Consider the following 12225-nt stretch of genomic DNA (forward strand, 5'->3'; position numbering starts at 1 on the left):
CGATGATTGCTCTGCCTCATTCGGTTTCGGCAGATCAGCTCGGCCGAATGCTCCCAAGTTTGCAACCCTGGCTGTTGAGCATGTGTTCTGCTTGATGACTAGGAGATCAACATGGCTCGCGTTCAAAGCATCGCTCGTTTCAAAATCCATCCAGGCAAGACAGAAGAGTTCAAGCGACTATCCGCCAATTGCATGGCGCTCGCCAAAGCCAATGACACCGGCACTATTCGCTATGACATCTTCATGAACGACGACGAGACGGAAGCGCTTGTTTATGAAGAGTTCGAAAGCTCCGAAGCGGCGTTGATCCATTTTGGGAACATGGGCGAAAACGCTGCTGCCATCTTCAACATAGTGGATATGGAAGGCGAAACATGGGGTGAGCCTACGGGAGAGCATCGCAAGTCGCTTGAGGAACACGGCGTCAAGGGCTTGAAGCCGTTCATGCGGTTCTCAGAGTAATCCACGACATTGGAGGGCCGAATGCCCAGGTATCTCACCATTGGGTATGGCGATCAGTCCGGCTACGATCGCACGCCGCCCAGCGTCAGAGACGAAGCTCATGCGGCAGATGCTGCACAGGTCGCAAAAGGCGCGATCATCGGCGTTGCAGGTAAACCCGTGCAAGTGCGCAATCCTGAAGCAACGGGCGTCGTATCGGCTGCGGGTCAGTTCATGAAAGCCGATCTGCCTGTAGCAGGGTTTGGCATCATCGAAGCGTCATCGATGGAAGAAGCGATCGCACTGGCGGCCAAGACGCCTCGCGCGGTCGCGCACGAGGTGGTCGAGGTGTGGCCGCTTGAAATGCTTGATTAGAGCCTCGTGTTACATACCGACATCAGACCGTAACGGGGTTGGCTGCGGCAGCTGAGCAGGTAATCGGCGTCAGGCGAAACTCAGGGATTTGCGTGACGACAACTGCTCGGGCGGCACCGGCTTTGACAGCAGGTAGCCCTGCAACTCGTCGCACCCTATGTTTATGAGAAGCGACTTCTGCATCGGCGTTTCAACGCCTTCTGCCGTGACCACCATGTTCATGGATCGGCCCAGATCGACGATGGATTTGATGATGCTCTCGATCTGGGGATCCTTGCCCAGCAATGCCGTGAACGACTGATCGATCTTGAGCTTGTCGATGCCATGATTACGAAGGTAGCTGATCGATGAGTAGCCTGTCCCGAAGTCATCGAGAGCAATGCGGATGCCGCTCGCTCGCAACTCGGTGAGGATCGTCTGGATCACAGGAGAATTCTGCAGCAACAGCCCTTCAGTAATTTCGATCTGAAGCCGATGTGGCGATATCCCCGTCTCGCGCAATACCGTCAGCACACTTTGAGCAAAACGTTCACTGCGGAACTGCATGGGTGACACGTTGACGGCGACCCAAGGCAGGTCTGAAGTCGCGACGAACAAGCATGCTGATCGCAATACCCAGAGACCGAGTTGATCAATCAGACCTCGTTCTTCGGCCAGGGTGATGAATACGTTCGGCGCCAGGAGGCCGCGCGTCGGGTGGTTCCAGCGGACCAAGGCTTCGACCCCAGATAGGCTGCCATCGGTGCTGCTGAAGATCGGCTGATAGACCAGAGCCAAACCGGTCCCGGTCGCAAGTGCTGCGCGAAGCTCGATCTCAAGAAGGTGGCGCTCCTTGACCGCCTCATCCATCTCGCCGGCGAAGAGTTGATAGCGCCCGCGACCATTATCCTTGGCCTGGTAGAGGGCTATATCTGCCTGGCGCATGAGATCGGCAGCGTCAGCGGACGCGTCGGCAGTGACGATAACGCCGACGCTTGCGCCCACAAGCGCTTCGACGCCAGCGATCGGCACTGGGGCGGATAGCGACTCCACCACTCTTTGGCTCAGCCCTTCGGCCGCTGCCACGTCGTGTGGCTGGAACTGGATGATGGCGAACTCGTCGCCGCCAAGGCGCGCCACCGTATCGACCTCGTCCACCAACGCAGCCAACCGCTTCGAGGCAGTGCGAATGAGCTCGTCTCCCGCTGGGTGACCCAGTGTATCGTTGATGTGCTTGAAACGATCCAGATCGATGTAGTGGAGCGCCACCATTGAGCCAGTCCTGCGCATGTTGGCCAAGGCCTGGTCGAGCCGATCTTCAAACAGTGCACGGTTGGGGATGCCGGTGAGAGGGTCGTGAAAAGCCAGATAAGACGCCTTGGCTTCGGTTGCCTCAAGCTTGGTCGATGTGCGCTTCAGGCGCCGCAGCAAAATGGATACGGCGAGAGCGGCGGCTAGAATCCCAAATGCGATCACCGGCGCGGTTTCGGTAATCAGTTCATAGGCAGGTTCCTCGGGCACCCAGCTGAAGAAACCGACGATGCGACCATCCGCGTCAAGGACCGGACGACGAATACGATCATCCCCGCTTGCCACACTCGTTTCGAATTCGAGGTCGAAGAGTTCCGTGCTGGCCTGAATTTCCTCAAGCAGCGATCCCGCGAGATAGCGCACGGAAACCATCAGGTACTCGGTACCGGGCAACTGCTGCACGATATCGCTGGACGGCACGATCGGGCGGATGCTGACAATGCCGGCGCGGTCGGCACCCAGCGAAACATAATCGAGACTGCCCATGCCCGTGATAGACGATGTGGAGTCCGTTTCCCCTTCCGAGCCCGGGCCATTCTTTGGCGCAGATCCTCTATGAAGGGTGCTATTCGCACCAGTTCCGCTGTGTAAGTCCCCTCGTCGATCTGCTCGCCGTTTCGAACCGCGCGCTCAACGTTGTTTTCTGCGTTGAGCAGGTAGACGCGATCGTGATTGAAATGCTCGCTCATCCATTCGGCGAGATTTTCTGCGATCCAGGGTTCGTTGTTGAGCCGCAAATTGACGACGGAGTCGTCCCAGATAGCAGAGCTGTCCTGTTCGACAGGAATCCGAGCGGCCAGTTCACTGAGTTCGGCAAACACCGAACGGGTTTGACGCGCCATGGCGCGATCGTCAATGCGGGAAGCAGCCCACCACCCAAAAGTCGCCAAAACGACGACCAAGGTCACAGCAAAGCCATAGGACACATAGGCAATCTGCGACGACAACGATTTGGACTGGGCTTCCATAGCCACGCCTCACTGGGGCAAGTGGCTAAGCCGTAGCGGAAGAAGGCTAACAAGCAGTCACTGATCCAGGCCGCTACGAACATTGAAGCCGCGGCGGATTTTTGAAGATTGAGAATGAGGCCAGCGGCAGGATAATGGGGGTGACAACGTCTAATGTTCAACGTCGCCAGATTTATAGATTTCGAGGACGGGGTCGAAAATGGGCGTGCCGCCAATCTGGCTCATGATGCGAAGCTGATCGCCACCTGAAAAGAAAACCGCCTGAACGCCTTCAAGCGCTTCAAGCTTGGCACGGTCATTGGATTCGTTCCGATCTTCGACATAAAGCTCGGTGACGTCGTTGAGGCCGAGTTGGGCGAAAGACGACTGGGCGCAATGCCGCCGCACCTAGCGCTGGTTCAACAAATTCGACTAACTCGCTTGAGCAAGTGGCGGAGAGAGAGGGACTCTCCGCTGTATGCTAGTAACCGCTGAAATCACTTAACTTTTCAGCGCCAAACCTTCAATATTTGTACCATCTTCCTGTACCACTGTCCACTAGGGCTCCTCTTCCGTCTCAGGCTCTCTCGATAGCTGGCTGAGACGGCTCAATTTACCCTTCGGCGCACCGCTCGCAGCCGGTTGCGAAGGCACGACGTCACTCGAGCCAATGCCGGCGACAAGCTCGTCGTAGGCAGCCGCCGAAAGCAGTACTGAATGACGTCGACCGTGCTTCCTCAGCACGACCGGGCCTGACAGCGCGGCGTCGATGATCTCCCCAGAGCGACGATGCAGATCTGACAGCGAGAATTCCTTCATGCGCTCAGCATGGCACCAAATTCTTACTTTGCCCTAAATGCGTAATATTCGCATTTTGTCTAAAATGCATGCGCCGTCTGTTTTGCCTGCTGCCAAGAAATCGTAGGTCACCAGAAAATTGGGCAAACATCTCTCCAGTTCATTCTTGCGCCCCGCGAACTGCATGGAGCTACACTTAGTGCAAGGAGAGGACCCTGCCCCGCCCCCTTGCGCTACTTGAAAGGGCTGGGAAGCACCACGTCCTCAGGGGCAATCCCTTGGACCAAGGCGTAGCGGTTCACGAGGCGCTCCTCGGCGGGTGCCTCACCTAGCATGTAGAGTAGCAGACCGATGCAGAGCGAGGCATTTCCAGTGTTCATTCGCTCTCGTGCAGAGTCCCATATCACGCCCTCGAATGGTGCTTCCGTCATTACCAGGGGCACCTTGTTCATCTCATTCATGGCTTCTGCGAGCGAATGTTTTTTCCTCAACTGGGCGATGACCTTGGTGAAGATGGTTAGGCCAATCGGCCGAAAGAGCACTCTTGCCGCGTCAGGCCGACGTTGCTGAATGACCGACGGACCGAAGTCATCCTGGGTTATCGCCGAGATGAGATCAGGATCCAGCTCGATGAGATGTTTGATGTATTCGGCGGCCTGAGCCTCGTAGTGGGCAATGCGATCATCTGACATGCGAATGCGTGTTGCATTGGCCAACTCTGCAGCATCGCGATCCTCGATGATCTCGGCCAATGCGATCTTGGTGATGTCGTAGAGGTTGCCGATCGTGGTCAGAGCGGGAGCACCTGCGGGAATGCTCTGCGTGAACCGATCTAGGTCGACCTGCCCTTTCGAGAACAATGGGTTGGTATCAACAAGGCGCCGCGTCACGATCGCAGCCAGGTCGATCTCATCTAAGGCGATGATATCGCGCCTCGCGACTGGTACCGCCTTCTTATTGATGGCGACGAAAAGACTACGAGTTCGCTGAAGGCCTGCAGGTGTATCGCTGTGCGGCACGAAGAGCACCGAAACGAGCTCGTCGCCGAGCTTGCTATCCTTCTTGATGGCACGACGTATCCCGCTCAAGCGATGCTGCCCGTCCAGTGCGAACAGCCTCTCGCTACCATTGAGCTCGAGATAGCCGACCAGACCTTCCTCGTGCTGCATCATGTCGATCTCGGCATGGCTCTGGTTCGTCACCTTGACCTCAAAGGGGTGCCACTGCGGTGAGCCGCCGTAGACGCCTACGACCAACGAGTTGAAGAAACGGTCCTTGGTCTTGAGCAGATATTGCTCGATGTCCTCGGACCGCTTGGCCTCGTCCAGTCGCCGCTGGATCATTTCGCTGAGACGCGTGTTCTCGTGAATCTCGTCGGCGTAGGAGACACGATCCACGAGATCGGACAACTTCATCAAAGCCGAATAATAATGCCAACTGCCGAGGCGCCCCTGCAATGCAGGAAGTAGAACGCTTTTCATTGCCATGCCGCCTTCGCTTGTTTGACTTCGACCGTGAAATCCCTGAGGCTGTACGGCGGCATAAGCGCATCGTTCAGCTTCTTCTCGACCTCCCGCAGGGCCACCTTGTCGGCAGAGTACGGTGCGTAGACGAACACTGCCTCGCCATCGAACACACGTAAGAACTTCTTGACGTGAAATCGGCCGTTCTCGGCATCCTTCTCCCTAAGGTAATCCGCGTAACGCCTATAGAGATTGTCCGTCTCACCCGCGTACAGAGGGTAGAAGACTTGTGGTAGATTGGGAAAAAGCTTGCTACTGCAAAGCAGTAGAAGCCAGAGGCCTTGGGAAGCACAGAGTTCCCACCGTCTTCGAACGGGATTACCGTCCAATCCAGATTATAAGAATTGGAGAATTCCTCCCAACGTTGGGGATGCGGCTGACACGTTATAAGCCTGCGTTCTTCAAGAAGAGTGTTTTCGAATGCGTCCAAGATGCTTGCCCGTTAGAAGATTTGTAGTCAGCGCATGGGTCTCATTGTATCTCAGCGAACCCTTTTTTCGATCTAAACTGCATTCAAATATCCACTGGGGCTACCCCTGTGTACCTAATTTTAGTGCTGCAAGTGGCAACTGTGTCCAAACTCTGGTGGAACCTTGATACATGAGAACCCTTGCCGACCTCGAAAGACATCTGTCCGACCAAATTCCACTATCGCGGGAAATGGCTGTCGGATTGACAGCAGCTTCCTCCGATGTAGTGACGCTTCAAGCTCCGCTAACGCCGAACATCAACTACACTGGCACTGCTTTCGGCGGCAGTCTGTATTCGGTCGCGGTTCCTGGCGTGTTGGTTGCTGATCCGGACCGCAATCGAGAACGAAAATTTTGGTTTCCGGATCGCTAGTACTCCAAACAGGCTCGATGAAGTATCTGAAGCCCGTGCAATCGGAATTTGAAGCGACCGCCGCGTGGCGTTCTCAAGCCGAAAGAACGCGCTTCCTCCAGGCTTTGAAGCGGCGAAAGATTTACCGCATGCAAGTCATCGCGGCGGTGACATCAGCAGAAATCCCATGCGCTCACCTGACGGCTACTTTCGTGTTGCGAGTCATGCACACTCAATATGGAAGTCTGTGACAAGGCTCGCCGGGAGCCGACGGAGTCTTATTGATGAGGTGTTGCATCTTGACTTGGGATGTCGCGGTTTATCGAACCTGGTTCAAAGGGTGAAAACTCTAGGCCCATCATAGCGCAACGCTTCGACAAAGGCGGTGAAGGCCGGAGAATTCTGCTTGCGGCTTGGATAGTATAGGTACTCCCCATCAAACAGCGGGCACCATTCTCCCAGCACCTCGAAGAGGCTGCCATCCCGCAGATGAGGCGCTGCCAAGGTCTGGGGGATGTACCCCAGTCCGATACCATCCAACGCAGCCCCGAGTATCGAGGCTATCGGATCCGATGTGTCGACGATCAAGGTCGGCGACCTGGTCGTGATGCCGTTTGCCTCCTCTGATGGCACCTGCGTCTTCTGCCGCGAACACCTTCCGACGTCCTGCGAAAGCGTGCACTTCTTCGGCAACGAGGCTGTCGGTGGCGCCCAGGCCGAAGCCGTTCGCATCCCCAATGCCGATGGCACCCTGTTTCCGCTCAATGTTGGTCCGGACGATGCGCTGATGCCCTCGCTCTTGACCCTCTCTGACGTCATGGGCACCGGCCACCATGCAGCCGTGGTTTCGCGCGTGAGCCCCGGTGTGACCGCGGCTGTTGTGGGCGACGGTGCTGTTGGTCTTTGCGGCGTCCTTGCCGCCAAGCGCCTGGGTGCCGAGCGCATCATCCTGCTCGGACGCCACGAAGATCGTATCGCGCTGGCTCGCGAGTTCGGCGCGACCGACATCGTCCGCGAGCGCGGCGAGGAAGGTGTTGCCAAGGTCCTGGAGCTCACCTCCGGCCACGGTGCCCACTCGGTGCTCGAATGCGTCGGTACAGATCAGGCGATGGACACGTCCGTCAAGATCGCGCGTCCAGGTGGCGCCATCGGACGGGTAGGCGTGCCGCACTATGAAGCCAATCCGTCAGCCGCTCCCGCCTTCTTCAAGAACGTGACTGTCGGCGGCGGCCCGGCGCCGGTTCGCGCTTACATCGAGGAACTGCTGCCCGACGTGATGGAAGGACGTATCGAACCCGGCAAGGTGTTCGACGTTGTGACCGATCTTCAGGGCGTTCCGCAGGGCTATCGCGACATGAACGATCGCAAGTCGATCAAGGTCATGGTCAAGCCATAAGAACACTTCTCGGCGGGTCTGCCTCAGCGGCAGGCCTGCAGTCAGATCTCGGAGGAGAGAACCGATGAAGCCGCACGTCGTTATGCATATGGGCATCAGCATCGATGGACGCATTGTCCCGAGCTCATGGCCAGAAGAAGTTTCGGCTCAACTCAACGATGTTTACGAACAGATCCATCGCGACCTCCAGGGCGACGCATGGATCGTGGGACGTGTCACCATGGCAGAATTCGCCAAGGGGGAGCCTCGACCTGCCATTGCAACAGAGACCTTTCCGCGCAGCACCTGGAAGGCGCCGGGCGTGAAAAAGGCCCCTATGCCGTGGCCATAGACCGGGCCGGCAAGCTTCACCTCAACCGACACAAGGCGAACGGGGACCCGCTGGTGGCAGTCCTGACCGAAACGGTGACCGACGATCACCTTGCCGAGTTGCGGCGGGACGGCATCTCATACCTGTTTGCCGGCGGGAGAGAACTCGATCTGAGCCTGGCCATCGGGCGACTGGGTGACGAGTTCGGCGTGAAGCGGCTGCTGCTGGAAGGCGGCGGCGGCATCAACGGCAGCTTCCTCAAGGCGGGCCTTATCGACGAGCTCAGTGTACTTGTTGCACCGGTTGCCGATGCCGGAGAGGGTCCGACGCTCTTCACCGATGGGGTTGCCAACAAGCTCAAGCTCACCGGCGTCGACCGGCTGGAGCACGACTTCATTCACCTGCGCTATCAGGTGTCATAAAGGGGTCTCGGCTAACTCCAGGTTCGCATCTCCCCCTTCCCTGAGTGCCACCAAAATGTGGCTCAGGGTACTGCCTTTGGCCGTCAGGCTGTATTCGACCTTGGGCGGCACCTGCGGGAAGAATTCGCGGTGAACCAGTCCGTCTTCCTCGAGTTCACGCAGCTGATTGGTCAGCATCCGCTGCGTGGGTTCGGTATGCGGCGGCGAAGCTCGTTGAACCGCTTCGGTCCGTCCAGCAAATGCCAGAGGATGACCGACTTCCATTTCCCCGATGAGACTGACCGCAGCCTCCACTGAAGAGCTTGGTGTTGATTGGCACTGATAAGTGACCCATTAGGCGGGACTATTCCATCGAGATACTTCTTAATGGAAAACTCGGGTCATTTCTCGGCGCAAATCAACAAGTAGCCTGCTCCTTGTTCTCCCCTCGCTCCCAAACTCTCGACGGGACCTGGATACCATGTCTACGACAGAGTGCAGTAATCGTTTGCATCGCTGCCCTGGCAGCAGTTCAGGCATTGATAGCAATGACTGGCGGGCGGCCGCCGAACCAGATCAGCGCTTGACGACGCGTTGCATCGCCTCGGTCAAAACCTGACCAGCGTCGAAATACCCTTCCCAAGCGTCTTGCCCTTGCGCTCGGTCGGCAGCAGCGAACACGTCGAAGCCGTTGGCGCGATCGAGGTCCTGAAGTTCTTCCCAGGACACCGGGACAGCGACGGTTCCACCTGACCGAGCCCGCGTCGACCACGGGCATATCGCGGTGCTCCCTTGCCCATTACGCAGGTAGTCCAGGAACATGCGCCCCTTACGCCTGGCCTTGCTCATGTTGGCGACGAAACTAGATGGGTCGGTCTTGGCCAAGAGCTCGGCGAAGTCCTGGCAGAACGACTTTACTTCGTCCCAGTCAGCTTCTGGCACAAGGGGCACCACGACATGGACACCCTTGCCGCCGGACACCAGCGGCCAGGATTTCAGGCCGATCGCGCCCAATATGTCGCGGATGTCGAATGCTGCCTGCTTGACCTCCGCGAAGCTCAGTTCTTCGTCCGGATCGATGTCGAAAACCATTCGTTCAGGCAGGTCCGGTGCATGGCGATCGGATCCCCATACGTGAAACTCGAGGGCATTCATCTGCACTCCGGCCACCAGACCGGCCAGATCTTCGATCCACAGGATCTTGCTGTCCTTGCCTGACATTTTCTGCAATTGCCCCGACCGGATCGCCTCCGACATGCCTGGTAGCCTGTGCTTCTGGAAGAAGGTCTTGGACAAGTCCCCGTCCGTGTCTCGTACCAGCGAGAGCGGCCTGTGCCGCAGATGCCGCAGCATGCGGTCGGCAACCGCCGCATAATAGGAGACAAGATGCGCCTTCGTGATCGACGTCCCCGGATACATCAGCTTGTCAGGGTTGGTGAGTTTCACCCCAGACCGGTTGCGATCTCCAGGCCGAGCTTGGGGTCGAGCCTCGTGACGCCGTCGTCGACCGCAGTTTCGAGCACAACCTGGGTGGCGTGCTTGTCTGCACGCAAGCCCTGGAAGGAGGCGTGACGCAATGAACCGTCAGGGGTGATCTCGGCGTAGGCGACCTCGGCCACCAGCTCTGGGCGGACCCATCTGGCTTTTCGCGATATCTCCTTCGGCACGCCGGCAAACGACGGCTTGTCGAGACGTCGGCGTTCGAGCTGGGCGAGGATCTTGTCCCTCATCGCTTCGGTGAAACCCGTGCCGACCCGCCCTCGATACACGAACCGGCCGTCCTCATAGGTGCCGAGTATCAACGATGCCATGCCACGACCATCGTCGGTCGGACGCCATCCACCGATGACGAACTCCTGACGCTTCGTGCATTTTATCTTCAACCAGCTCTTGGTGCGATCGCCCTTGTAGGGCGCGTCCGCTCGCTTGCCGATGGTGCCCTCATGCCCGCCCGCGCACATAGCCTCGAAGACCGCTTTGCCGTTCCCGACGACATGATGCGAGTATTGCAAGCTGTCGCTGGCTTCTCGCTGACCGATCAGCGCTTCCAGGATCGCTTTCCGCTCCAACAACGACTTCGACGCAAGGTTTTGGCCATCCTTCTCTAGGATGTCGAAGGCGTAGAACTTGAGCGGCAGGCCAGCGCCGATGCTCGTCTTCAGCATGGAAAAATTGGTCCGTCCATGCCTGTCGATCGCTACGATTTCGCCGTCGAGAAGCACGGACCCGCTCGTCAGCGAACGCAAAGGCGGCAAAATGACTTTGAATTGCTCGGTCCAGTCGTGCCCATTCCGGGTGTAGACGCGCACTTCGGCACCCGAGATCGCGATCTGCGCGCGGTATCCGTCGAACTTCATCTCGAACAGCTAGTCCGTGCCCGACGGTATACTCGTGGACAGCGTACAGAGTTGAAATGGGCGAAAATTCGGAAGTTCTGTCTGACGGGTAGATTCTGAGTCCCTGCGGGCTGACCGCTTCTGGCGGGTTGGGACCGCTACGGCCGCCATGTCTCACTCGGGTACATCGGGAATCCACAATGGCCGGTGGCACATTCGGTTGCCGCGCATGCGGCGCAATGTGAACCATCGATTCCGGCAAACGTTGATCACGCTCCATTTCTTCGAGGAGAAACAGATGTCCAATTCCAAGCAGGATCGAGTCAAGGTCGCCGGGGGCCAGGATCACGAGGTCAAATACGAGGCCGGCAAGACCGGTGCATCGAAGGCGGAGGTCAAGGAAGCCGTGAAGGCAGTTGGCAACAGTCGAGACGCCGTCGAGAAGAAGCTTAGAGATTGACCGTCGTACGGAAGCGCTCCTAGGCTCCTGATCACGGAGTGCGTTATGTGCGGTCGCTTCACCAACGAGTTCACATGGGCCGAGCTGCATACCCTTTACCGCCTGAGCGATGAATTGTTTCCCACGGGGCCGAGGTCTAATCTTCAGCCCAGGTACAATATTGCACCAACTCAGGACGTCGACTTCGTCGTCAATGACAAGGCCGGCGCCCATGAATTCCTTCGTGGTCGCTGGTGGCTCGTTCCGTTTTTCGCCAAAGAACTGCCCAAGGCGACCATGTTCAATGCACGCATCGAATCCGTGTACACCTCAGGGGCGTTTCGCGAAGCGTTCAAGAAGAAACGCTGCCTCATTCCGGCCGATGGCTACTTCGAATTGATCACGAGCCCGATCGATGGGAAGAAGGACCCTTGCTCCTGCATTGCCAGAACATCGTGGCTTCAGCTTTGCAGGCTTATGGGCACACAACGACAATCTCAGGGTGACGAGCTGCACCATCATCACCGCCCCGGCCGTGGATCACATAGCCCACATCCATGGCCGAATGCCCGTCATCCTCGAAGAGAGCGCCTACGATGCCTGGTTGTCGGGCGAAGCTCAGGGCGAGGACGCCAAGGCTTTGCTGATGGACAATCATCTCGATGCACAGCTGCTGTTCCATCGCAATCGCACGCGACGTGAACAACAGTCGCTATGAGGGGACGGACACCAAGAAGCCCATCGTGAACCCCCTGTAGAGAGGTTTTTTCGTCTACGAAAACAATGAAATCAGCCAGCCGCCAATAAGAAACAGGACCGTGGCCACGACCGAGGCGACCACGCCGCTGACGAAACCGAAGATGCGATCTCGGTTCACGTCGGCCTTCGTTGGCATTCCGACCAATCGTCTGAAGGCCTCGGTGTCCGTTTTCGCCAGGTGATCGAGCGCGGCGATATCTGCTTCGGTTTGCTTTCGCGTTTCCTCCAGCTGGGCGATCTGTCCCAGCGCTGCTTCCAGCTCTGCCTTGTTGCTGTCCGGCCTCCCGGCGCAGCTCGTCGATCGCTGCAATCGCGTCTGCCAGGTTCTCCCGGGCGTTGTCTATCTTGGCGATCCGAGCATCGATGGTCAGACGTTCGCCACCCGTCA

Annotated in this window: 19 protein-coding genes and 2 pseudogenes; 10 read left to right on the plus strand and 11 right to left on the minus strand. The window is 57.8% G+C overall.

Annotated features, from left to right (window positions below; genetic code table 11):
- Nucleotides 1-111: 111 nt before the first annotated feature.
- Both G5575_RS01275 and G5575_RS01280 read left to right on the plus strand, forming a co-directional pair.
- Entirely contained in the window at nucleotides 112-462 is a 351-nt protein-coding gene (locus G5575_RS01275) for a putative quinol monooxygenase (RefSeq protein WP_164532750.1), read from the plus strand.
- A gap of 21 nt (nucleotides 463-483) precedes the next feature.
- Nucleotides 484-816, plus strand: coding sequence for a YciI family protein (locus G5575_RS01280; protein WP_164532751.1), 333 nt, complete (start codon nucleotides 484-486; stop codon nucleotides 814-816).
- Nucleotides 817-885: 69 nt separating this feature from the next.
- On the opposite strand, the gene G5575_RS01285 is transcribed toward G5575_RS01280, so the two are convergent.
- From G5575_RS01285 to G5575_RS01310, 6 genes are all read right to left on the minus strand, one after another.
- A complete protein-coding gene (locus G5575_RS01285; RefSeq protein WP_164532752.1) occupies nucleotides 886-2592 on the minus strand; it encodes a putative bifunctional diguanylate cyclase/phosphodiesterase in 1707 nt (568 codons plus the stop codon).
- Nucleotides 2478-3074: a CHASE4 domain-containing protein gene (locus G5575_RS01290; protein WP_164532753.1), complete on the minus strand. Its 597-nt coding sequence runs from the start codon at nucleotides 3072-3074 to the stop codon at nucleotides 2478-2480. The genes G5575_RS01285 and G5575_RS01290 overlap by 115 nt, the downstream gene beginning before the upstream one ends.
- 150 nt (nucleotides 3075-3224) lie before the next feature.
- Nucleotides 3225-3461, minus strand: a complete 237-nt coding sequence (locus G5575_RS01295) for a type 1 glutamine amidotransferase family protein (protein ID WP_164532754.1) — start codon at nucleotides 3459-3461, stop codon at nucleotides 3225-3227.
- A gap of 150 nt (nucleotides 3462-3611) precedes the next feature.
- Entirely contained in the window at nucleotides 3612-3872 is a 261-nt protein-coding gene (locus tag G5575_RS22005) for a type II toxin-antitoxin system prevent-host-death family antitoxin (RefSeq protein ID WP_164532755.1), read from the minus strand.
- A 212-nt stretch (nucleotides 3873-4084) separates the two neighbouring features.
- Nucleotides 4085-5338: a DNA sulfur modification protein DndB gene (locus G5575_RS01305; RefSeq protein WP_164532756.1), complete on the minus strand. Its 1254-nt coding sequence runs from the start codon at nucleotides 5336-5338 to the stop codon at nucleotides 4085-4087.
- A complete protein-coding gene (locus G5575_RS01310; RefSeq protein ID WP_164532757.1) occupies nucleotides 5329-5487 on the minus strand; it encodes a hypothetical protein in 159 nt (52 codons plus the stop codon). Before G5575_RS01310 ends, G5575_RS01305 begins: the two co-directional genes overlap by 10 nt.
- A gap of 487 nt (nucleotides 5488-5974) precedes the next feature.
- Here G5575_RS01310 and G5575_RS01315 point away from each other — a divergent pair, with 487 nt between their 5' ends.
- Both G5575_RS01315 and G5575_RS22010 read left to right on the plus strand, forming a co-directional pair.
- On the plus strand, nucleotides 5975-6217 hold the full coding sequence (locus G5575_RS01315; protein ID WP_164532758.1) for a YiiD C-terminal domain-containing protein: 243 nt from the start codon (nucleotides 5975-5977) through the stop codon (nucleotides 6215-6217).
- Nucleotides 6218-6234: 17 nt separating this feature from the next.
- A complete protein-coding gene (locus G5575_RS22010; RefSeq protein ID WP_164532759.1) occupies nucleotides 6235-6447 on the plus strand; it encodes a YiiD C-terminal domain-containing protein in 213 nt (70 codons plus the stop codon).
- Between the two features lie 82 nt (nucleotides 6448-6529).
- On the opposite strand, the gene G5575_RS19745 is transcribed toward G5575_RS22010, so the two are convergent.
- The gene (locus tag G5575_RS19745; protein ID WP_164532760.1) at nucleotides 6530-6829 is read right to left on the minus strand and encodes a LysR substrate-binding domain-containing protein; all 300 of its coding nucleotides are present in this window, start codon (nucleotides 6827-6829) and stop codon (nucleotides 6530-6532) included.
- Between G5575_RS19745 and G5575_RS19750 the strand changes: the two genes are divergently transcribed.
- The 3 genes from G5575_RS19750 (at nucleotide 6771) to G5575_RS01335 (ending at nucleotide 8324) form a co-directional block, all read left to right on the plus strand.
- A complete protein-coding gene (locus G5575_RS19750) occupies nucleotides 6771-7592 on the plus strand; it encodes a zinc-binding dehydrogenase (RefSeq protein WP_328765798.1) in 822 nt (273 codons plus the stop codon). The two genes, G5575_RS19745 and G5575_RS19750, sit on opposite strands and share 59 nt — an antisense overlap.
- A gap of 64 nt (nucleotides 7593-7656) precedes the next feature.
- Complete coding sequence (locus G5575_RS19755) at nucleotides 7657-7923, plus strand: protein kinase family protein (protein ID WP_235935863.1); 267 nt, start codon at nucleotides 7657-7659, stop codon at nucleotides 7921-7923.
- Entirely contained in the window at nucleotides 7914-8324 is a 411-nt protein-coding gene (locus G5575_RS01335; protein WP_328765799.1) for a dihydrofolate reductase family protein, read from the plus strand. Before G5575_RS19755 ends, G5575_RS01335 begins: the two co-directional genes overlap by 10 nt.
- Here the strand turns inward: G5575_RS01335 and G5575_RS01340 are convergent.
- The 3 genes and pseudogenes from G5575_RS01340 to ligD (G5575_RS01350) all read right to left on the minus strand — a co-directional run bounded on the left by G5575_RS01340 (nucleotide 8319) and on the right by ligD (G5575_RS01350) (nucleotide 10660).
- A pseudogene (locus G5575_RS01340) lies at nucleotides 8319-8618 on the minus strand (winged helix-turn-helix transcriptional regulator). The gene G5575_RS01335 and the pseudogene G5575_RS01340 sit on opposite strands and share 6 nt — an antisense overlap.
- Nucleotides 8619-8879: 261 nt before the next feature.
- Nucleotides 8880-9722, minus strand: coding sequence for a non-homologous end-joining DNA ligase (ligD, locus tag G5575_RS01345; RefSeq protein WP_235935710.1), 843 nt, complete (start codon nucleotides 9720-9722; stop codon nucleotides 8880-8882).
- Between the two features lie 23 nt (nucleotides 9723-9745).
- The gene (ligD, locus tag G5575_RS01350) at nucleotides 9746-10660 is read right to left on the minus strand and encodes a non-homologous end-joining DNA ligase (RefSeq protein ID WP_164532763.1); all 915 of its coding nucleotides are present in this window, start codon (nucleotides 10658-10660) and stop codon (nucleotides 9746-9748) included.
- A 277-nt stretch (nucleotides 10661-10937) separates the two neighbouring features.
- On the opposite strand from ligD (G5575_RS01350), the gene G5575_RS01355 reads away from it, so the two are divergent.
- The 3 genes and pseudogenes from G5575_RS01355 (at nucleotide 10938) to G5575_RS20920 (ending at nucleotide 11796) form a co-directional block, all read left to right on the plus strand.
- Complete coding sequence (locus G5575_RS01355) at nucleotides 10938-11099, plus strand: DUF3606 domain-containing protein (protein ID WP_164532764.1); 162 nt, start codon at nucleotides 10938-10940, stop codon at nucleotides 11097-11099.
- Nucleotides 11100-11144: 45 nt separating this feature from the next.
- Nucleotides 11145-11450: pseudogene (locus G5575_RS20915) on the plus strand (SOS response-associated peptidase family protein); the annotation flags it as partial.
- A 70-nt stretch (nucleotides 11451-11520) separates the two neighbouring features.
- Nucleotides 11521-11796 carry an SOS response-associated peptidase family protein gene (locus G5575_RS20920; RefSeq protein WP_268904365.1) on the plus strand — a complete coding sequence of 92 codons (276 nt, stop codon included), beginning with the start codon at nucleotides 11521-11523 and terminating at the stop codon, nucleotides 11794-11796.
- A 54-nt stretch (nucleotides 11797-11850) separates the two neighbouring features.
- On the opposite strand, the gene G5575_RS01365 is transcribed toward G5575_RS20920, so the two are convergent.
- Nucleotides 11851-12147, minus strand: coding sequence for a hypothetical protein (locus G5575_RS01365; RefSeq protein ID WP_164532765.1), 297 nt, complete (start codon nucleotides 12145-12147; stop codon nucleotides 11851-11853).
- Between the last annotated feature and the right edge of the window lie 78 nt (nucleotides 12148-12225).

This window comes from Devosia aurantiaca (assembly GCF_011058215.1).
Taxonomy (GTDB): domain Bacteria; phylum Pseudomonadota; class Alphaproteobacteria; order Rhizobiales; family Devosiaceae; genus Devosia; species Devosia aurantiaca.